This window comes from Pseudomonas sp. NY15437 (assembly GCF_048068435.1).
Taxonomy (GTDB): domain Bacteria; phylum Pseudomonadota; class Gammaproteobacteria; order Pseudomonadales; family Pseudomonadaceae; genus Pseudomonas; species Pseudomonas nitroreducens_B.
The window spans coordinates 438,777-457,587 of record NZ_JBLUQC010000001.1; the positions used below are offsets into that span (position 1 = coordinate 438,777).

The 18,811-nt window shown below is 66.8% G+C and carries 19 protein-coding genes; 6 read left to right on the forward strand and 13 right to left on the reverse strand.

The window, feature by feature from the left end:
* Nucleotides 1-4: 4 nt before the first annotated feature.
* Both ACNFIA_RS02075 and ACNFIA_RS02080 read right to left on the reverse strand, forming a co-directional pair.
* Entirely contained in the window at nucleotides 5-685 is a 681-nt protein-coding gene (locus ACNFIA_RS02075) for an SDR family NAD(P)-dependent oxidoreductase (protein ID WP_416782699.1), read from the reverse strand.
* 309 nt (nucleotides 686-994) lie between these two features.
* Nucleotides 995-1,945 (reverse strand): adenosine deaminase, encoded by a 951-nt coding sequence (locus ACNFIA_RS02080; RefSeq protein ID WP_416782700.1) that lies wholly within the window; start codon nucleotides 1,943-1,945, stop codon nucleotides 995-997.
* Between the two features lie 194 nt (nucleotides 1,946-2,139).
* On the opposite strand from ACNFIA_RS02080, the gene ACNFIA_RS02085 reads away from it, so the two are divergent.
* A complete protein-coding gene (locus ACNFIA_RS02085) occupies nucleotides 2,140-3,222 on the forward strand; it encodes a calcium:proton antiporter (protein ID WP_416782701.1) in 1,083 nt (360 codons plus the stop codon).
* Between the two features lie 2 nt (nucleotides 3,223-3,224).
* Nucleotides 3,225-3,734, forward strand: coding sequence for a nucleoside 2-deoxyribosyltransferase (locus ACNFIA_RS02090; RefSeq protein WP_416782702.1), 510 nt, complete (start codon nucleotides 3,225-3,227; stop codon nucleotides 3,732-3,734).
* Nucleotides 3,735-3,873: 139 nt separating this feature from the next.
* Here ACNFIA_RS02090 and ACNFIA_RS02095 read toward each other — a convergent pair whose 3' ends face one another.
* Both ACNFIA_RS02095 and ACNFIA_RS02100 read right to left on the reverse strand, forming a co-directional pair.
* Nucleotides 3,874-4,896 carry an energy transducer TonB gene (locus ACNFIA_RS02095; protein ID WP_259758493.1) on the reverse strand — a complete coding sequence of 341 codons (1,023 nt, stop codon included), beginning with the start codon at nucleotides 4,894-4,896 and terminating at the stop codon, nucleotides 3,874-3,876.
* An 85-nt stretch (nucleotides 4,897-4,981) separates the two neighbouring features.
* Nucleotides 4,982-5,944, reverse strand: coding sequence for a CobW family GTP-binding protein (locus tag ACNFIA_RS02100; protein ID WP_416782703.1), 963 nt, complete (start codon nucleotides 5,942-5,944; stop codon nucleotides 4,982-4,984).
* A 76-nt stretch (nucleotides 5,945-6,020) separates the two neighbouring features.
* Between ACNFIA_RS02100 and ACNFIA_RS02105 the strand changes: the two genes are divergently transcribed.
* Nucleotides 6,021-6,377: an NADH:ubiquinone oxidoreductase gene (locus tag ACNFIA_RS02105; RefSeq protein ID WP_259758490.1), complete on the forward strand. Its 357-nt coding sequence runs from the start codon at nucleotides 6,021-6,023 to the stop codon at nucleotides 6,375-6,377.
* Between the two features lie 176 nt (nucleotides 6,378-6,553).
* On the opposite strand, the gene ACNFIA_RS02110 is transcribed toward ACNFIA_RS02105, so the two are convergent.
* The 3 genes from ACNFIA_RS02110 to dksA form a co-directional block, all read right to left on the reverse strand.
* The gene (locus ACNFIA_RS02110) at nucleotides 6,554-7,033 is read right to left on the reverse strand and encodes an REP-associated tyrosine transposase (RefSeq protein WP_259758488.1); all 480 of its coding nucleotides are present in this window, start codon (nucleotides 7,031-7,033) and stop codon (nucleotides 6,554-6,556) included.
* 97 nt (nucleotides 7,034-7,130) lie between these two features.
* Nucleotides 7,131-8,333, reverse strand: a complete 1,203-nt coding sequence (gene zigA / locus ACNFIA_RS02115) for a zinc metallochaperone GTPase ZigA (RefSeq protein WP_259758487.1) — start codon at nucleotides 8,331-8,333, stop codon at nucleotides 7,131-7,133.
* A 15-nt stretch (nucleotides 8,334-8,348) separates the two neighbouring features.
* The gene (dksA, locus tag ACNFIA_RS02120) at nucleotides 8,349-8,753 is read right to left on the reverse strand and encodes an RNA polymerase-binding protein DksA (protein WP_416782704.1); all 405 of its coding nucleotides are present in this window, start codon (nucleotides 8,751-8,753) and stop codon (nucleotides 8,349-8,351) included.
* A gap of 77 nt (nucleotides 8,754-8,830) precedes the next feature.
* Here dksA and ACNFIA_RS02125 point away from each other — a divergent pair, with 77 nt between their 5' ends.
* Together ACNFIA_RS02125 and folE2 are read left to right on the forward strand one after the other, a co-directional pair.
* Complete coding sequence (locus ACNFIA_RS02125) at nucleotides 8,831-9,283, forward strand: hypothetical protein (protein WP_416782705.1); 453 nt, start codon at nucleotides 8,831-8,833, stop codon at nucleotides 9,281-9,283.
* A 77-nt stretch (nucleotides 9,284-9,360) separates the two neighbouring features.
* Nucleotides 9,361-10,248: a GTP cyclohydrolase FolE2 gene (folE2, locus tag ACNFIA_RS02130; RefSeq protein ID WP_416782706.1), complete on the forward strand. Its 888-nt coding sequence runs from the start codon at nucleotides 9,361-9,363 to the stop codon at nucleotides 10,246-10,248.
* Here folE2 and ACNFIA_RS02135 read toward each other — a convergent pair.
* Together ACNFIA_RS02135 and cfaB are read right to left on the reverse strand one after the other, a co-directional pair.
* Nucleotides 10,245-10,703 carry a GNAT family N-acetyltransferase gene (locus ACNFIA_RS02135; RefSeq protein WP_416782707.1) on the reverse strand — a complete coding sequence of 153 codons (459 nt, stop codon included), beginning with the start codon at nucleotides 10,701-10,703 and terminating at the stop codon, nucleotides 10,245-10,247. The two genes, folE2 and ACNFIA_RS02135, sit on opposite strands and share 4 nt — an antisense overlap.
* Nucleotides 10,704-10,855: 152 nt before the next feature.
* Nucleotides 10,856-12,040: a C17 cyclopropane fatty acid synthase CfaB gene (gene cfaB / locus ACNFIA_RS02140; protein ID WP_416782708.1), complete on the reverse strand. Its 1,185-nt coding sequence runs from the start codon at nucleotides 12,038-12,040 to the stop codon at nucleotides 10,856-10,858.
* A gap of 391 nt (nucleotides 12,041-12,431) precedes the next feature.
* Here cfaB and ACNFIA_RS02145 point away from each other — a divergent pair, with 391 nt between their 5' ends.
* Nucleotides 12,432-13,904: an MDR family MFS transporter gene (locus ACNFIA_RS02145; RefSeq protein WP_416782709.1), complete on the forward strand. Its 1,473-nt coding sequence runs from the start codon at nucleotides 12,432-12,434 to the stop codon at nucleotides 13,902-13,904.
* Nucleotides 13,905-13,917: 13 nt separating this feature from the next.
* Here the strand turns inward: ACNFIA_RS02145 and ACNFIA_RS02150 are convergent, their stop codons facing one another.
* The 4 genes from ACNFIA_RS02150 to ACNFIA_RS02165 all read right to left on the reverse strand — a co-directional run bounded on the left by ACNFIA_RS02150 (nucleotide 13,918) and on the right by ACNFIA_RS02165 (nucleotide 18,759).
* Entirely contained in the window at nucleotides 13,918-15,222 is a 1,305-nt protein-coding gene (locus ACNFIA_RS02150; RefSeq protein WP_416782710.1) for an MFS family transporter, read from the reverse strand.
* Between the two features lie 551 nt (nucleotides 15,223-15,773).
* Nucleotides 15,774-16,259: a fimbrial protein gene (locus ACNFIA_RS02155; RefSeq protein ID WP_416782711.1), complete on the reverse strand. Its 486-nt coding sequence runs from the start codon at nucleotides 16,257-16,259 to the stop codon at nucleotides 15,774-15,776.
* A 193-nt stretch (nucleotides 16,260-16,452) separates the two neighbouring features.
* On the reverse strand, nucleotides 16,453-17,889 hold the full coding sequence (locus ACNFIA_RS02160; RefSeq protein ID WP_416782712.1) for a fimbria/pilus outer membrane usher protein: 1,437 nt from the start codon (nucleotides 17,887-17,889) through the stop codon (nucleotides 16,453-16,455).
* Between the two features lie 120 nt (nucleotides 17,890-18,009).
* Nucleotides 18,010-18,759 (reverse strand): molecular chaperone, encoded by a 750-nt coding sequence (locus ACNFIA_RS02165; RefSeq protein ID WP_416782713.1) that lies wholly within the window; start codon nucleotides 18,757-18,759, stop codon nucleotides 18,010-18,012.
* Between the last annotated feature and the right edge of the window lie 52 nt (nucleotides 18,760-18,811).

Sequence of the window (18,811 nt, forward strand, 5' to 3'; positions counted from 1 at the left end):
GAGTTCAGACCCGCCCGGTGACCGGGATGCAGGCCCCGGTGATCGCCGCCGCGCTGTCCGAGGCGAGGAACAGCAGCGTGGCCGCCAGTTGCTCCGGTTTCACCCAGCGGTCGAATTCCGCGCCGGGCATGTCCGCGCGGTTCTGCGGGGTGTCGATGATGCTGGGCAGCAGCGCGTTGACGGTGATGCGCGCGTCCTTGAGTTCTTCCGCCAGCGCCTCGGTCAGGCGCATGACGCCGGCCTTGGACGCCGCGTAGGCGCCCATGCCGAACGCCGCGCGGGTAGCTGCGGCGGCGGCGATGTTGAGGATGCGTCCGCGCCCACGGGCCTTCAGGTGCGCCAGCGCGGCCTGGCTGGAAACCACGGCGGTGCGCAGGTTGATGCGGTACATCAGGTCCCAGGTGTCGATGTCGCCGTCGCCAAGGGTCTCCCAGTGGAAGCCGCCGGCGACGTTGATCAGCGCATCCAGCCCGCCGTAATGCGCGTTGACCTGCTCCAGCGCCGCTCGGGCGGCGGCCGGGTCGGTGAGGTCGACGCCGCCCAGGCACAGCGCGCCAGCCTGTGGATAACGCGGGCCGGCGGCGCGGTCGAGCAGGGCGACCCGCCAGCCGGCCTCGGCGAATGCCTGGCCGACCACGCTGCCCAGATGGCCGAAGCCGCCGGTGATGGCGACGATTTTGTTCATGCTGCTACCTCGTGACGGTGGGAGAGGCGTCCTTATAGGGGTAGCAGGGGTTGCGCGAAAGGTCGCGCACGCCAGATGAGGGGACGGATCGGGACGGGGTTTCCAGTTCAGAATCTGGCGCTGGGCGATGCCCTCTCCCCCGACCCTCTCCCTGAAGGGAGCGGGGGCCGTATGGCATGAAGGGGAGCAGCGATACTCACCGCAGAGCTCGGAACTGTCAGAGCACTCTGAACAGTCCCCTCTCCCTTCGGAGCGGGGCGCGCAGCCAGGGCTGGGGAGAGGGGTGTTACAGGCCGACGCCGGACCTCATCACTTCACCAACCGCGCCTCCAGGCTGTTCTGCGCCAGCCGCTGCGCCTGCTCCTTCGTCATCGCCAGGTGTTCGTGCAGGGCGTGGAAGTTCTCGGTGACGTAGCCGCCGAAGTACGCCGGGTCGTCCGAGTTCACCGTCACCTTCACGCCGCGTTCGAGCATGTCGAGGATGGTGTGTTCACGCATGTGGTCGAACACGCAGAGCTTGGTATTGGACAGCGGGCAGACGGTCAGCGGGATCTGCTCGTCGATGATGCGCTGCATCAGCCGCTCGTCCTCGATGGCGCGCACGCCGTGGTCGATGCGCTCGATCTTGAGCAGGTCCAGGGCTTCCCAGATGTATTCCGGCGGGCCTTCCTCGCCGGCATGGGCGACGGTGAGGAAGCCTTCGCTGCGGGCGCGGTCGAACACGCGCTGGAACTTGCTCGGCGGGTGGCCGACCTCGGAGCTGTCCAGGCCGACGGCGATGAAGGCGTCGCGGAACGGCATGGCCTGGTCGAGGGTCTTGAACGCCTCGTCCTCGGACAGGTGGCGCAGGAAGCTGAGGATCAGCCCGTGGCTGATGCCCAGTTGCTGCTCGCCGTCCTTGAGCGCGCCCTGGATGCCGCGCAGCACGACTTCGAAGGGCACGCCACGGTCGGTGTGGGTCTGCGGATCGAAGAACGGCTCGACGTGGATGACGTTCTGCGCCTTGCACTTTTGCAGGTAGGCCCAGGTCAGGTCGTAGAAGTCCTGCTCGGTGCGCAGCACGTCGGCGCCGGCGTAGTAGAGGTCGAGGAATTCCTGCAGGTTGTTGAACGCATAGGCCTTGCGCAGGCTCTCGACGTCGCCCCAGGGCAGGGCGACCTTGTTGCGCTCGGCCAGGGCGAAGAGCAACTCGGGCTCCAGCGAACCTTCCAGGTGCAGGTGCAGTTCGGCCTTGGGCAGGGCATTGAGCCAGTCGTACATGGTGAGGTCTCGTTATTCAGGCGATCGGCCCATTATCGCACGGCCCGGCGGGGATGCTGTCGAACTTGCCGATGACGGGCAGCGCGTCGAATGGTGCGCGCCGCGTCCCGTTGTCGCCCGGCCGCGGCTGGTGCCGCCTTCGGGCATTGCCTAAGATGGCGCACTCGCTCACTTACGGAATGGACATCCCCTCGATGCTGCGCGCGCTCAAAGACGAAAAATTCCTCCTCCTCGCCCTGCTGGTGGCCGTCGCGGTCTATCCGCTGGAGCACAGCCTGCTCGGTGGCGGCAAACTGCTCGCGGGGATCACCGCCACCGCCCTGCTGGCGGTGATCATCGGCGTCTCGCTGCGCGTGGCGCACCACGCCGAGGTCCTCGCGGAAAAGGTCGGCGAGCCCTACGGCACGATGATCCTGACCCTGGCGGCGGTGCTGGTGGAGGTGGTGATCCTGGCGATCATGATGGGCCACAACCACTCCCCGACCCTGGCCCGCGACACCATCTACGCCGCGGTGATGCTCGACATGAACGGCATCCTCGGCCTGGCGGCGCTGCTGGGCGGCCTCAAGCACGGCGAGCAGTCGTACAACGACGACTCCGGCAAGACCTACGTGACCATGATCCTCACCGCCGTGGGCATTTCCATGGTGGTGCCGGAGCTGATCCCGGCCGAGCAGTGGAAGCTCTACTCCTTCTTCACCATCGGCTGCATGGTCATGCTCTACGCGCTGTTCCTGCGCATGCAGACCGGCCAGCACAGCTACTTCTTCAGCTACAACTACGCAGCCCACGGCGAGCACGCCGAAGGCCACGAGGCGGCGGGCAACAGCAAGCAGTCCATGGGCCTGCTGGTGGTCGGCGTGGTGCTGATCGGCGCCCTGGCCGAGGTGATGTCCAAGGCGCTGGACGTCGGCCTGGAAGGCAGCGGCGTGCCGCCTATCGTGCCGGCGCTGCTGGTGGCGGCGATCTCCGCCAGCCCGGAGATCCTCACCGCCCTGCGCGCGGCCATGGCCAACCGTATGCAGCCGGTGGTCAACATCGCCCTGGGCGCGTCGCTGTCCACGGTGATCCTCACCGTACCGGTGATCGAGGCGCTGGCGCTGTTCAAGGGCCAGCCGATCCAGATGGCGATGACCCCGCTGCAGACCGGCATGATGTTCATCACCCTGATGGTCGCCGGCTACAACCTGCACGACGGCAAGACCAACGCCATCGAGGGCATGACCCACTTCGTGCTGTTCGCCACCTTCCTGATGCTGTCGTTCATGGGACTCTGACCATGCTCAAGCTGTACCTCGCCGGCCCCGACGTGTTCCGCCCCGATGCCTTCGAGCAGGGCGAGCGGCTCAAGGCCCTGTGCGCCGAGTTCGGCGTGCAGGGGCTGTACCCGCTGGACCATTCGGTGCCCGAGGGCATCCGCGAGCCGGCGGCGCAGGCGCGCTGGATCTACCAGGCCAACCTCGAGCTGATTCGCCAGGCCGACGCCGTGCTGGCCAACCTCAACCCCTTCCGCGGCGCCGAGCCGGACAGCGGCACGGCCTTCGAACTGGGCTACGCCGCCGCGCTGGGCAAGCCGCTGTTCGGCTACATCGACGAGGGCGGCAGCTGTGCCGAGCGCCTGCCGTGCGAGTGGCTGGGCGAGGAACCGGGCCGCGATCGCGACGGCAACCAGATAGAAAGCTTCGGCCTGCCGCTGAACCTGATGCTCGCGGTGCCGGCGAAAATCGCCGTGGGCGGGGCGCGGGAAGCGCTCGAGCTGCTGCGCCGGGAGCTGACGAGTCACCTGTAGGAGCGAGCTTGCTCGCGAACGGATTCTTCGGCGACTCCGCTGCACGGCCGGTTCGCGAGCAAGCTCGCTCCTACGAAAGCATTCCGCCGGAAACAAAAACGCGCCCTGGGGCGCGTTTTTCGTGGAGCTCGCATGGCCGTCAGCGACGCCCTTCGAGCTTGAAGAAGAACACCTTGGTCGCCTGGCGGGCGACGATCCGGCCGCCGCTGACGCGCGGCTCGAAGCGCCACTTGTCCATGGCGTCGCGCACGGCGTTGTCGAACATCCGCGGCGGCGTGGATTCCAGCACCTGGATGTCGGCGATACGGCCGTCGCTGGTGATGGTGAACAGCACCTTCACCCGGCCCTCGATGCCACGGTTGAGCGCCATGCGCGGGTAGACCGGCGGGTCCATGCGCAGCGGCTTGATGTCGCTGTCGTTCAGGCTGCCGGTGGGCAGGCCGGCGGGGCCTTGCGAACCGGTGGGCGCGGCCTGGGCGCCCTGGGTGAACTGACCGACGGTCGGCGCGGCGGGCGGCGGCGGTGCGGCCGGAGTCGGCGGCGCGGCGGCCTCCTCGGCGGGCGCCGGGTCCGGCTCGGGCTTGGGTTTCGGCTTGGGCTTGGGCGAAACCTTGGGCACGGCCTTCTCGACCGGCTTGGGTTTGGGCTTGGGCTTTTCCACCGGCTTGGGCGGCTCGACGGGTTTGGGCGGCTCCGGCTCTGGCGGCGGTGGCGTAGGCGCAGCGGCCGGCGGTTGCTGCACCTCGGGCTTGGGCGGCAGGGTGACCACGCTGACCTGCATGGCCTTGGGCATCTCGCCCGCCCCCAGATTCAGCTCGGCGGGCGTGGGCATCACCCAGACCAGCGCGGCGACGATGGCCACGTGCAGGGCAATCGCCAGGCCCGAGGACTTCCACCAGCCACCGGAAGGCGGCGGCTGCTCGCCGTCGTCCACGCCTTCGACCGGCGCGGCGTAGGGGATCAGGACCTCTTCGGGAACCACTTCCTCGTCGCGGCGGGGCCCCGCGCAGCTGACCAGTCGCAGGGTGGCCTCATTGGCGCGCTGGGCGTTCACGCTGGGCAAATGGGCGCCGTCATCCGCCGAGGCGGACGTGAACAGCGGATCCTCAGCGTCCACGGCAGGACCTGCGTCCGCCGCTTTGCGCGGTTGGGGTAACGACATGAGAAAGCCTGCGGGAAGAGTTCACGAAGCAATATCTTCTGATAATTATTATCATTCACTCAGTCCGGGAGGGCAACCTTCTCTGTCAGATTGGGGCGATGGCGCACCGCAACAGGCCGTCCTGCAGGGCCTGCGGATCGGCTTGGCCCGCGAGGATCAGCTCGATCCGGCTGTCCCTGCGCCAGGCGCTGGGCGTCCAGGGCGCCGGACCGGCGGTGCGGTTGCAGGCCAACCAACCCTCCTCCCCGTGCACCACGGCCTTGGCCCGCAGCACGCCAGCAAGCCCCGCCAGCCAGGCGTCCAGCGCCGCGGTGCGGAAGCGCCAGTCGCGGTGGAAGCGCCAGCCGACCGCCTGTCGACCGTCCTCGACGCGCACCTGGCGCAACGGCGCCTCGCGGCGCAACAGCATCGCCGCTTCGCCGGTCGCAGCGCCCTGCGGCAAATCAGCGCCGGCCGCCTCGACGGGGGTCTGCGGCAGCTCGTCCAGCGACAGATGGCCGTGGCTGGTCCAGCGCAGCGGCAGCGCCGGCAACTGCGCCGCCAGGGCCGCACGCGCTTGGTCGTCCAGCCCCTCGGACTTGTTCATCAGCAACACGGCCGCCTCCCCCAGCGCCTGACGCTGCGCCTCGGGCAGCGGTTGCCCGGCGGCCAGCGCGGCGGCGTCGAGGACCATCAGCAACGGCTGAACGGCCAGCACGCCCTGCCAGGGCGCCGCGCGCAGTTGCGCCAGCAACTGTGCGGGGTGGCCCAAGCCGGAGGGCTCGATGAACACCCGCTGCGGCCGGGCCTTGCGCAGCAGGCGGCCGAGACCCACCTGGAACGGCGCGCCATTCACGCAGCACAGGCAGCCGCCGGCGACTTCGCCCAGGGCGATGCCGTCGTCGTCGCGGGACAGCAGCGCGGCGTCCAGGCCGACCTGGCCGAATTCGTTGACCAGCACGGCCCAGCGCTCGCCCGCCGGACGTTGCGCCAGCAGGGCCTGCAGCAGGCTGGTCTTGCCCGCCCCGAGGGGGCCGGCGATGAGATGAGTCGGGATCTGCTTCAACATTCGCCCATGGTGCCGCCTGACGCTCGCCGGGAAAAGCGCTAGAGTCGCCGCTTCGTCACGCCACCCCGGATCGACCATGCGCCTGCTCATGCCTCTTGCCCTCGCCTGCCTGCCCCTGCTCGCCCACGGCGAGGCCTGCGTGGTGCACACCCAGGGCAAGGACGTCGACGTGAAAGTCTGCCAGCAGAACCGCAGCATCCCGGAAAAACTCTTCCGCGAGGGCTTCTGCCAGCCGCAGCTCAAGGACCAGAAGGTCGAGGTGACCTACGCCGAGAACTGCCCCAGCGGCGCCTTCGGCGTCTGCGAGAACGCCCAGACCCAGGGCGTGCCCTACCGCCAGGACATCCACTACTACGGCGTGGCAAGTGACGCGCGCATCCTCCAGCCGTTCTGCGAGAGCCAGAGCAACGGCCACTGGCGCAAGGGCGAGTGACGGTCATCGCCCTGTCACACGGCTCGGGCTTACTGTCGACGGGTACCTCACACCCTCCCGGCACCCCACGCCGGACGTGATCTTGGTGAATCGGGCCGCTCTCTCGGGGTGGCCCATTTTTTTGCCTGCACTTCGGAGTTATACGGTGCGTAGGAGCGGACTCCGTCCGCGATCGCTCACAGCCACTTCGCGCTCCAGAAGGGATAATCCCCAACCCGCCTGACCAACCCCGCGCGTATCGGGTTAGCAACGATGTAACGCGCGGTGGGTAAAACTTCCACCTCATTGCGCAATGCGTGATCGTGATAACCCGCAGCCCATAACGCTCCTCGTCTTCCGTGATGCTCATTGAGGCAACGGGCGCTGACGGCCTTGAGCCGCCCCACGCTGGTGTGCAGGGACTCGCCACTGGCGAGCTGCAGCAACCAATGCGCGTGATCGGGCATCAGCACCCACGCCAGCAATTCGTTTGCTCCCAGAGCAAGCCCCGTCTCGAAGCAGCGCGCAACGCAACAACCCATGTAAAAATCCGAGAACAGCGGCTTCCTCTCACGCGTCGTCGCGGTCAACAGATAGATTCCGCCGGGAATGGAGGCTCGGCCTTTGCGCAAGGCTTGATGCCCTTCTTGCCAGGAAACCTCTTTGGGTCTGCTCATGGGTCAGCCTCCGTGCGGAGGCATGACTATCGCGGACGGAGTCCGCTCCTACGCGGAGGTCTGGTCCGGAGTAGGTGTCGGCGAATTCAGATGAGCATCACGCCTGGCTCTCCCACGGCTCGAAGGGGTCGGGCAGGCGCTTCCATGCGGTCGTGCCGGCGGCCAGTTCCTCGTCATCCAGCAGGCAATCGTCGAGTTCCGCGAACAGCCGCCGGAAGTCGAGGTTCTGGCCGATGAAGACCAACTCCTGGCGGCAGTCGCCGCTGTCCTCGTGCCAGTGGCGCAGCACGCCTTGCAGCTCGGTGGTGTCCTGCGGCCAGTGCTCGCGCGGGACGAAGCGCCACCAGCGCCCGGCCAGGCCATGGCGCATCAGGCCGCCGGCCTGGGACCAACTGCCCGCCTCGCGGTAACGGCTGGCGAGCCAGAAGAAGCCCTTGGAACGCAGCAGCCGGCCATTGCTCCAGGGCTGGGCGAGGAAGTCATGGAAGCGCTGCGGGTGAAACGGCCGGCGCGCGCGATAGACGCTGGAGGCAATGCCATAGGCCTCGGTCTCCGGCAGGTGCTCGCCGCGCAGTTCCTTGAGCCAGCCGGGCGCCCGTTCGGCGCGCTGGAAGTCGAAGCGGCCGGTGTCGAGGAGGGTCGCCAGCGGCACCTGGCCCATGACCATGGGCTGGATATCGGCGTCGGGGTTGAGGCGGCGCAGGATCGCCAGCAGTTCGTCACGCTCGGCGCTGCCGATGAGGTCGATCTTGCTCACCAGGATGACGTCGGCGAACTCCACCTGCTCCACCAGCAGGTCGCTGAGCGAGCGCTCGTCGTCCTCGCCGAGGGATTCGCCGCGTTCGGCAAGGCTGTCGGCGCCCTGGTAGTCGGCAAGGAAGTTCAGCCCGTCCACCACCGTGACCAGCGTGTCCAGCCGCGCCAGGTCCGACAGGCTGCGCCCCTGCTCGTCGCGGAAGGTGAAGGTCTCGGCCACCGGCAGCGGTTCGGAGATGCCGGTGGACTCGATCAGCAGGTAGTCGAAGCGGCCTTCGCTGGCGAGGCGGCTGACCTCTTCCAGCAAATCCTCGCGCAGGGTGCAGCAGATGCAGCCGTTGCTCATTTCCACCAGGCGTTCCTGGCCGCGATTGAGACTGACGCCCTGCTGCACCTCGCGGCCGTCGATGTTGATTTCGCTCATGTCGTTGACGATGACCGCGACCTTGAGGTCCTCGCGGTTCTTCAGCACATGGTTGAGCAGCGTGCTCTTGCCGGCGCCGAGGAAGCCGGACAGGACAGTGACGGGGAGGGGCTTGTTCACGGGGGCTCCAGGTAGTCAGGCTTCGCGGACGTGCAGTTCGCGCCGTTCCTGGCGCTCCTTGGCCTCGATGCACAACGAGGCGGTGGGGCGCAGCAGGAGGCGGCGCAGGCCGATCGGTTCGCCGGTCTCCGCGCACCAGCCGTAATCGCCCCGGGCCAGGCGCTCCAGCGCCTGGTCGATCTTGTCGAGCAACTTCTTCTCGCGTTCCAGCAGGCGCAATTGCCATTGCCGCGACTCCTCGCGGCTGGCGACATCGGCGTCATCGCTGGCCCGCTCGCTGTCCTGCAACGACCGGAATTCCTCGTCGATGCGGCCTTGCAGCTGGTCGCGCTGGTCCAGCAGCAGCGCACGGAAATACGCCTGTTGCGCCTCGCTCATGTAAGCCTCGCCGGGCTGGGCGAGCAATTCCTGTTCGGTCATGACCGTCTCCGGGAAGGGAGTGATCTTTTATGTTATATTATAACAATTCACGATTCGCAATGGCGTCGACAGCGCCCTTGCGACGTGCGATACCGATGTTCTGCACCGCCCGCCTGCCGAGACCTTCGATGCTGCGCCGTTCCCTGCTGCTCTGCCTGTTCGCGCCCTTCGCCCATGCCAGCGGTTCTGCGCCGCTGCCCTTCCCCGGCGAGGAACCGGCGCACTGCGCCTGGTCGGCAACGGTGCTGGCCTGCATGGACGATTCGGGCAATCTCTACAGCGTCGCCACCCAGGGTCACGACACCTACCTGCGCGGTGTCGAGGCGAGCAGCGGACGGCGCTGGGCGCAGACCGGCACGCGCTACGGCAGCCTGACCTTCTTCAGCGGCGTGGCCAGCGACGGCCAGGTGTGGGTAGGCACCAGCCGTGGCATCGGCTGGACCAACATCAGCCGCTTCAGCAGCTCCACCGGTGACAGCGGGCGACTGACCTGCGGACGGGTGAGCGGGTGCAAGCAGCAGGAGCGCTGAACGCACTGCCAGGCCATTGCGGGATCGTTCGGAAGCAAATACGTTATATTATAACAATTGCCAACCGTGACCCGCCCATGACTGCCCTGCTCCCCGACATCGCCTGCCAATCCACCCGCCTGCCGATTCCGCTCGACTGGGTGGGCATGCAAGGCATCGCCCTACCGCTGCTGATCGCCGGCGAGCGTGTCGCCGCCTTCGCCGACGCCGGGGTCAGCCTCGACGAAGCCGACGCGCGCGGCATCCACATGTCGCGGCTGTACCTGGCGCTGGAGGCGCTGGCCGAGGCGGAACTGTCACCGCACCTGCTGCGCGAGGTGCTCAGGCACTTCCTCAGGAGCCACGCGCAACTTTCCCGGAGCGCCAGCCTGACACTGCGTTTCGAACTATTGCTGCGGCGCCCCGCGCTGGTCAGCCCGCTCAGCGGCTGGAAGCGCTACCCCTGCGAGATCCACGCGCACCTGCAGGACGACGAGCTGCAACTGGCGTTGCGCCTGAGCCTGCCCTATTCGTCCACCTGTCCCTGTTCGGCGGCGCTGGCGCGGCAGCTGATCCAGGAGCGCTTCGACGCCGACTTCGCCGGCCGCCCACTCAACGCGAGCGAGGTCCGCGCCTGGCTCGGCAGCCCGCAGGGCATCGTCGCCACACCGCACAGCCAGCGCAGCGAGGCGCGGCTGCATCTGGACCTGGAGGCGACGGCGCAGGCATTCGCCTTCCGCGAGCTGATCGACCTGGCCGAAGATGCCCTCGGCACCGCCGTACAGACCGCCGTGAAGCGCGCCGACGAGCAGGCCTTCGCCCTGGCCAACGGGCAGAACCTGATGTTCTGCGAGGACGCCGCCCGCCGGCTGCATCGCGCCCTGGTGCAGCACGAGGCGGTGGCGGGCTTCGAGGTGCGTGTGGTGCATGCCGAAAGCCTGCATGCCCACGACGCGGTGGCGGTCAGCCGCTGGCGCCGCGCTTAAAGCACCATGTCCAGGCGCACGCGGTCGCGGCAGCGGATGCCGTTTTCGATGATGGGTTCGGGGTAGTTCAGCGCGAAGTAATCGTGCTCGATGCTGGCCAGGCGAAAGCCCATGCGCTGGTAGAGCCCGAGCTGCGCCAGGCTGGAGTTGCCGGTGGCGATGTCCAGCCGCAGCGCGCCGAGGGCGCGCGCGGTGTCGATGGCCGCCGTCAGCAGGCGGCGTCCCAGGCCGCGGCCCTGCCATGCCTCGTCCACCGCGAGGTTGGTGATTTCGACGACGCCCCAGCTGCGCGCGGTCAGCACCAGCACGCCGCGCACCGCCTCGCCGTCGCAAAGCGCCAGCAGCCGGGACTGCGGCAGGTAGCGCTCGATCTGTGCGCGGCTCGGATCAGCCAGCAGCAGAAGCGGCCACGGCGCCTGGGCCGGCGTGAGTTCGACGAGGGACAGTTCAGACACCAAAGACACCATGATTTGCAGGGACAAGCCAAAAGAAGGCGACGGTTTATCCTCTGCCCGCCTTCAATGCAAGCATTGCGACATCATCTTTGGTCGCACATCGAACGCACCGGGCCCGGCGAACCGGGCCCGATGGCATGACATGCAGCGGCTCAGGCGTAGATATCCCGGCGGCTCCACGGCACTTCATGACCGCCGTCGGCGTGCGGCTTGCTGGCGAGGATCTGGTGCAGGTTGATCCAGCCCTTCTTGAAGCCGTAGGCACAGCCGGCCAGGTACAGGCGCCAGATGCGCAGAGCCTGCTCGGGCACCAGTTTCGCCGCCTCGGCCAGCTTCGCTTCGAGGTTGGCGCTCCAGAAGTCCAGGGTGCGCGCGTAGTGCAGGCGCAGGCCTTCGACGTCGACCACTTCCAGCCCCGCCTCGCTCATGCGCGCCACCGCCAGGGACAGGTGCGGCAGCTCGCCGTGGGGGAACACGTAGCGGTCGATGAAGTCCCCGGCCCCACGGCCGACCGGCCGCCCTTCCGTATCGCTGGAGGTGATGCCGTGGTTCATCACCAGGCCGCCCGGGCGCACCGCGTCATACAAGTGCTGGAAGTACAGGCCCAGATTGGCGTGGCCGACGTGCTCGAACATGCCGACGCTGACCACCTTGTCGTAGCGGCCGTCGCGCGGCAGGTCGCGGTAGTCCAGCAATTCCAGGGTCACCTTGCCTTCCAGGCCGTCGGCCTTGACGCGCTCACGGCCGAGCTTGAGCTGCTCCTCGCTGAGGGTGATGCCGTGCACCTGCACGCCGAACTCCCGCGCCGCCAGGCGCGCCAGGCCGCCCCAGCCGCAGCCGACGTCGAGCAGCTTCTCGCCCGGCTGCAGCCGCAGCTTGCGGCACAGGTGGCGCAGCTTGGCCACCTGGGCGGTGGCCAGGTCCTCGGTGCCGGTTTCGTAGTAGGCGCAGGAGTACACCATCTCCGGGTCGAGCCAGAGCTGGTAGAACGCATTGGACAGGTCGTAGTGGTAATGGATGGCTTCGGCGTCGGTGGCCTTGTCGTGGCTTTCACGCACGTAGTCGGTAGTGCCGTCGTCATCGCCCAGGGCGGCACTCAAGGCGTCGGCGGTGGCGATCACCTCACCGATCGGCCCCTCGATGTCCATGCGCTTCTCGACGTAGGCACGACCGAGCATATCGAGGCTGGGGTGGGTGATTTCGGTCAGCAGCGTAGGGTCGCGAACGACGAGAGTTACCTGCGGGTCCGGGCCGAGGTCGAACGCCTGGGCCTCGCCGATGCGAATGCGCAGCGGCAACTGCAGGGACAGCAACTCAGAGGGCAGATTGGCTTTCATGCAAACCTCCTGGTCACAGGGCTGAAGAACTATAGACCAGCGACTCCATAGTCTTCGCCTATGGCCTGGCCCGCGAAAATCTATCGGGCTCCGACCGCAGCGGTTGACCTGCCGATACCTTTGCAGTGGAGCGCAACCGGCGCGAAGCGTTCCAAAAGAATGCGCGGCGGCCCGTCCGCCATGTCGACGGAAGACCACCCGCGCAGAAACATAGTTCGCTACGCAAGCGTAGCAGTCGACCCGCTGTCCATCGTTGCCAACCCTGAGATAGAGCCTTCACAGACCGGTAACGATGTCGCCGGCGTGACCGCTCGCGCCTTCATTGCACTACACTGTGGGGCCCTCCGCGCGCATTCCGACCGGAGGACCTCTGCCGTCCAAGGGGGCTGTCTTGACTACCTTCTCCGCGCCGCGTCCGGCGGTCCGCACCGTGCTGGTGGGGCTGATGCTGGCGATCTTCCTCGGCGCGCTCGACCAGACCATCGTCGCCGTGTCCCTGCCGGCGATCTCCGCAGGCTTCGGCGATTTCGACCTGCTCGCCTGGGTCATCTCCGGCTACATGGTGGCGATGACCATCTCCATGCCGATCTACGGCAAGCTCGGCGACCTCTACGGCCGCCGCGCGCTGATGCTGTTCGCCATCGGCCTGTTCACCGTCGCCTCGCTGCTCTGCGGCGCTGCCCAGAGCATGGAGCAGCTGGTGATCGCCCGTGTCCTGCAAGGCATCGGCGCTGGCGGCATGATGTCGGTGAGCCAGGCGATCATCGGCGACATCGTCCCGCCGCGTGAGCGCGGCCGCTACCAGGGCTACTTCAGCAGCATGTATGCGGTGGCGAGCATCGCCGGCCCGGTGCTGGGCGGGCTGCTCACCGAGTACCTGTCGTGGCGCTGGGTCTTCCTGATCAACCTGCCGGTGGGCCTGGTCGCCCTGGCCGTGTCGCGCCGGACCCTGAGCGGCCTGCCGGTGCCGGGACGCAAGCCGGTGATCGACTACCTCGGCACGATGCTGATGATCGCCGGCCTGGGCAGCCTGCTGCTGGCGATCACCGAGGTCGGCCAGGGCGTGCGCTGGAACGACCCGCAGATGCTTGCGCTGTTCGCCGCCGCGCTGGTGCTGATCGCGCTGTTCGTGCTGCAGGAACGCCGCGCGCCGGAGCCGCTGGTGCCGATGCACCTGTTCGGTATTCGCGCCGCCACGCTGAGCTGGCTGATCAGCTTCTTCGCCAGCTTCCAGGTCATCTCGCTGTCGGTGCTGGTGCCGCTGCGCTTCCAGTCGGTGACCGGCGCGGGCGCGGACAGCGCGGCGCTGCACCTTCTGCCGCTGGCCATGGGCGTGCCGATCGGCGCCTATTGCTGCGGCCGGCTCACGGCGATCATCGGCCGCTACAAGCCGCAGATCGTCGGCGGCGCGCTGCTGATGCCGCTGGCGATTGCCGGCCTGGCGCTGACGCCGCCGAGCGCGTTCGTTCTCTCCGGCGTTTGCATGCTGCTGACGGGCATCGCCGCCGGCACGCAGTTCCCCACCAGCCTGGTGGCGGCGCAGAGTGCGGTGGAGACGCGGCACCTGGGGGTGGCGACCAGCAACATCACGCTGTTCCGCTCGCTGGGCGGCGCCGTGGGAATCGCGCTGATGTCTGCGCTGCTGCTGGCGATGCTGCAGCCGTTGGCGGGCGAGGCGGGGCATGGTCTATCCGCCAGCGCGTTGCTGGCCAGCCTCAGCGGAGCCGGCCACGAGGCGCAGCGGCTCACGCTGGACGGGGTATTCGGGCACCTGTTCCTGATCAACGCAGGCTTCGGCGCCCTGGCCTTGCTGATCGCCCTGTCGCTGCCCGACCACGCGCTGCGTGGCCGCGGCACCGACTGAGGAATCGCGCGGGTCAGTCCTCGTCGTTGAGGTAGCTGACCTTGCGCAGGTCCGGCAGCAGCAGGCAGACCAGCAGCGCCACGCCGCACATGACCGAGACGTAGATGTAGAACACCTCTTCCATGCCCATGCTCTTGAGGCCCAGCGCGGCGTATTCGGCCGAGCCGCCGAAGATCGCGTTACCCACCGCGTAGGACAGGCCCACGCCCAGGGCGCGGATTTCCGGCGGGAACATCTCCGCCTTGATCAGGCCGCTGATGGAGGTGTACAGGCTGACGATGGCCATCGCCGCGATGATCAGCACGAACGCCAGGTAGGGGCTGCTCACCGCCTTGAGCGCGGAGAGGATCGGCCAGGTGAAGATCATGCCCAGGGCGCCGAACCAGAGCATCGAGGTCTTGCGCCCGATGCGGTCAGACAGCGCGCCGAACAGCGGCTGCATGCACATGTAGCAGAACAGCGCGAAGGTCATCACGCCGCTGGCTACCTTGGGGTCCATCCCGGCGGTGTTCACCAGGTATTTCTGCATGTAGGTGGTGAAGGTGTAGAAGATCAGCGAGCCGCCGGCGGTGAAGCCGAGCACGGTGAAGAACTCGCGCTTGTGGTGCCTGAACAGCTCGGTGAGGGTGCCCGACTCCTTGCGCTTGAGGTTGGATTCCTTGGCCGTTTCGTTGAGCGAGCGGCGCAGGTAGAAGGCGATCACCGCAGTGATGGCGCCTACCACAAAGGGAATCCGCCAGCCCCACTCCTTCAACTCGTCGGTGGTCAGCAACTGCTGCAGGATCACCACCACCAGCACCGCCAGCAACTGGCCGCCGATCAGGGTCACGTACTGGAACGAGGCGAAGAAGCCGCGCTGGCCCTTGAGCGCCACTTCGCTCATGTAGGTCGCGCTGGTACCGTATTCGCCGCCCACCGAGAGGCCCTGGAACAGCCGCGCGATCAGCAGCAGCGCGGGCGCCGCGACGCCGATGCTGGCGTAGGTCGGCATCACTGCAATCGCCAGCGAGCCGCCGCACATCATCAGCACCGAGATCATCATCGCGGTCTTGCGGCCCTTCTTGTCGGCGATGCGGCCGAACAGCCAGCCGCCGATGGGGCGCATCAAGAAGCCCGCGGCGAACACCCCGGCGGTGTTGAGCAGTTGTACCGTCGGGTCGTCCGAGGGGAAGAAGGCGTGGGCGAAATACAGGGCAGTGAAGGCGTAGACGTAGAAGTCGAACCACTCCACCAGGTTGCCCGACGAGGCGCCCACGATGGCAAGGATGCGTGAGCGGCGTTCGTGGTCGGAATACTGCGGTGCGGCAGGTGTGTTCATGGGGATTCTCTTGTCGTGGATTGTCTCGTCGGTACGGCAGCTTCCCGTCTCGTTGGACGGAAATCCCTCTACCGTCCCCTGTTCACGTCTGACTCCAAAGGCGGAGTTTTTCGCGGACATATCCAGAAACAGTATAGACATCTCCGATAGCCGGCTAACGAAAATGCCGGGCGGTAGGACCTTTCAGTTCGAATATCGGACATTTGCGAACGCGCGTTTGTCGTTTCCGATTGACCGGCCAGTAGCCAGCTTCTATCGTTGGCGCGCTCCCCGCCCTGCGGGAGACTTGTCAGGTACCCCTCGCAGGGTAGGAGTCCGACCTTGTCCACAAGACAAGGTCGATTTCCATTCCCCTCGTGTAGCGGCCCAAGCCGCCTGGCCTCGGTGCCCCGTCCATACCCGCGGACGTGCAGGCACCGGGGGAATGTTGATCCCGCCTTCCCCTTCCACGGCTCGGCAACGTCGGCCTTCCGGCGCTATCCCCTCGCGCGGCCCACGTGCCAATGCACGACGGGCGCCAAGGCGCCCGTCAGATGCACTGCCAGCCCCGATTACTGGTACAGCATGGTCACGGTGATTCCGCTGCGCGCCTTGCCCACGGTGACGTTGGCGGCTGTCTGGTAATAACGTGCCTTGAGCGGGATCGAGTAGCTGCCGCCGGTGGCCGTCTTGTAGTCGGCAAAGGTCTTGTAGGTCGCCAGGGCGAGCGCGCTGCCGGTGCCATCGAGCAACTGGACGCCCAGGCCGGTGGCCTGCGAGGTGCTGTCCAGCGCCACCACCGATTGCGAACTGTTGAGTACCGTGGTCAAGGCATCGAAGCGATAGCGGATGGTATTCAGACCCGCCGGGCAATCCTGGATGTTGAAGTTGTAGTCGACGGTCGCGGTCGTATAGCCCACGCCCTTGAACTCCGAGCGCTGATGCTTGCCCAGGCTCACCGAGACGTTCGGCGTGCTGCACAGCAAGGGAACGATGTTGATGCTGTTCATCTGGTAGCTATAGGCCGTGCCGGTCTGGGTGGTTCCGCCATACATCATGGCCGACTGTGCGATCGTGCCACCGGCCACCGTGCCGCCAGTACTGACAACCGCCGCCGTCTTGACCAGCGCTGCCGTCACCTGAGTGCCATAAGTACCGCTGAACGCCTTGTTCGAACCATTGGTGCATACAAGACCGGCCCACGCCGTGCTGGGCGTCCTCCAGGTCCCCCACCCCGTCGTACCCGCACAGTCACCCAGGGCACCGATGTAGTACCGGTAGCCAATGGCGATTCCTATACCGGGTACGCCGGTGTTCCAGACGGTAAATGTCCCGTTGCTGCTGGTGGCAGTCGCCCCGCTGCTGACGTTGTAGGCATTGACCATGGAGCGCACGCCAAACCCCGTCAGGGTGGGTATTCATCAGGTTGTTCAGGCCGTACTGGTAGGTGCCCTGGGCGAAGGTGGGCTCGCGCCGCAAGTTGTCGTCGCGGTACTTGCCGGCGGTCACGCTGAAACGCGAGACGCCAGGACGCACCAGCTGGCTGACCGAGGCATAGGGCACCAGGAAGGATTTCACGCGGCCGTCGGCCTCGGTGATTTCCACCGTCAGGTCGCCGGCATAACCGGTGTTGTAGAGGTCATTGATCTCGAACGCGCCAGGGGCGACGGTGGTTTCGTAGATGACGTTCTGCCCCTGCTTGACCCTCACTCGGGCGTTGGTTTCCGCCACGCCGCGAATGTCCGGAGCGAAGCCGCGCTGGGAGTCGGGCAGCATGCGGTCATCACTGGCGAGCTGGGCGCCGGTGTAGGGCACCGAATCGAACAGGTCGCTGGGCGTGTAGTACTGCCCCAGGGTGAGTTGCGACTTGAGGCTGGTGACATCGCGCTGCGCATAGCTGCTGAGCGACTGATAGGCGCTGGTGGTCTTGCCACGATCAGGCTCGTTGCGGTTGTACGAGCCGTTGTGGCGCAGGCGCCAATCCGCCAGGTTGACGCCCGCGTTGATGCCGGCGTAGGTCTGGGTGTTGTTGCTGCCATAGGCATCGGTGCGATACAGGTTGGTGTCGTAGTTGACGAAACCGGCGGTCACGCCACCGTCCCATTGCGACGGATCGACATACCCACGCACCTTGCGCCCCATGTAGAGCTGCGGAACGGAAACGCGCGCCGTCAGTTCGGAAAGGTCGATGTCGATCTTGCCGTCGGGCACCACCGAGGCGAAGTCGACGCAGTCACCCACGATACGTTTCTGCTGCTCGGGCGGCAGCTTGCTGACGTCCACGCCAAAGTCGAGGAACTGCGAGGGCTTCACGCAATAGCGCGAGGTGGCGGTCTTGCCGCTGCCCTGGGCAACGGCGGTGATCGGCATGCGCCCAACCCACAGGTCATTGACGTAGACATCCAGGCGGTAGGTTCCCGGATCGACCGGCGCGCCATGCTCGAAACGCGTCACGTCGACGCCGGATGTCCCCGCGCCCTGGCTGAAGAAGCTCGGGTTGAAGGTCGCGAAGGCAGGGGACGACGAGTTGTCCGGGTCGGCCGCCAGAGCCAGATTGCTGCCCACCAGCAACGCACCGACCAGCAGGCACCCGCCCAGGGACGCCGGCGTCACCGCGGCAGTGGCCCCGGCATGGGCCGGCGCGGCACCTGCGGGCGACGTCGGAAAGGTGCTGTGCGTGGTTGCCATGTTCATCGTCCCGAGTATTCCGAGGTGTTGCGGCCGAGCTGATCCACCCCGGGGCGACGACCACGAGGACGGAAATGGAGGTAGTGGCGGGGCTCCGGACGGCCGGTCCGGAGGCGGGGCTTAGAGCTTGGTTTCGTGCTTGTTCAGGGCGCCGTAGTCACTCACCCACTGGTAGTCGACCTGCGCGCCAGCCTTGGGCGCAGACTTGAGGCCCGCCAGGGGAAAATCGACGCTCTGGCCGGGCCCGACCATCTGCACGTCATCAGCCTTCACATCGAAGGTCCTGCCCTCGGCAAGCAGTTGCACGGTGGTCAGCGACACATGGAACGCCCCGCTGTTCTTCGCCCGCAGGCTGTAACCGGCGGCGTTCTGCACCAGGGACCAGGAAAGGTTCTCGGCGCTCTGCGTCGGGTTGCCCGGCAGGCCTTCGGGGCGATAGAAAATCTTCAGGCGCGAACGGACAGCGACCTGCAGGAAGTTGGCGTCCTGGTCCTTGGGCATGGGCGGAACGTCGAGCACGTTCAGCCAGAACACGGTTTCCTGCTGCTTCGCAGCGGCGTCATCACCGGTGTACACCAGGCGCAGGGCCTGGCCCTTCTTGCCTTCGACACGGGTGATGGGCGGAGTGACCAGGAACGGGCCGTCGGCCTTGTCGGCGGTGAGCTTGTCGTTGCCCTTGTCGACCCAGGCCTGAACCAGCGATGGCTGATCGGAGATGTTGGTCATCTTGATGGTGACTTCGCGCTCTTTCGCGGGGTACACGACACGCGAGCCCTGGATGACGATGCCGGCGTCGGCGACACCCGACCCAAAAAGGGCGGCGCTCAGGCACCCAACGAACCACAGGGATTTAGCAGTCAGACTTGCCATTTCTCGCTCACCTCCAGGAAACCGAAAGGGAGGGGAAACCCTCCCCCTCGGG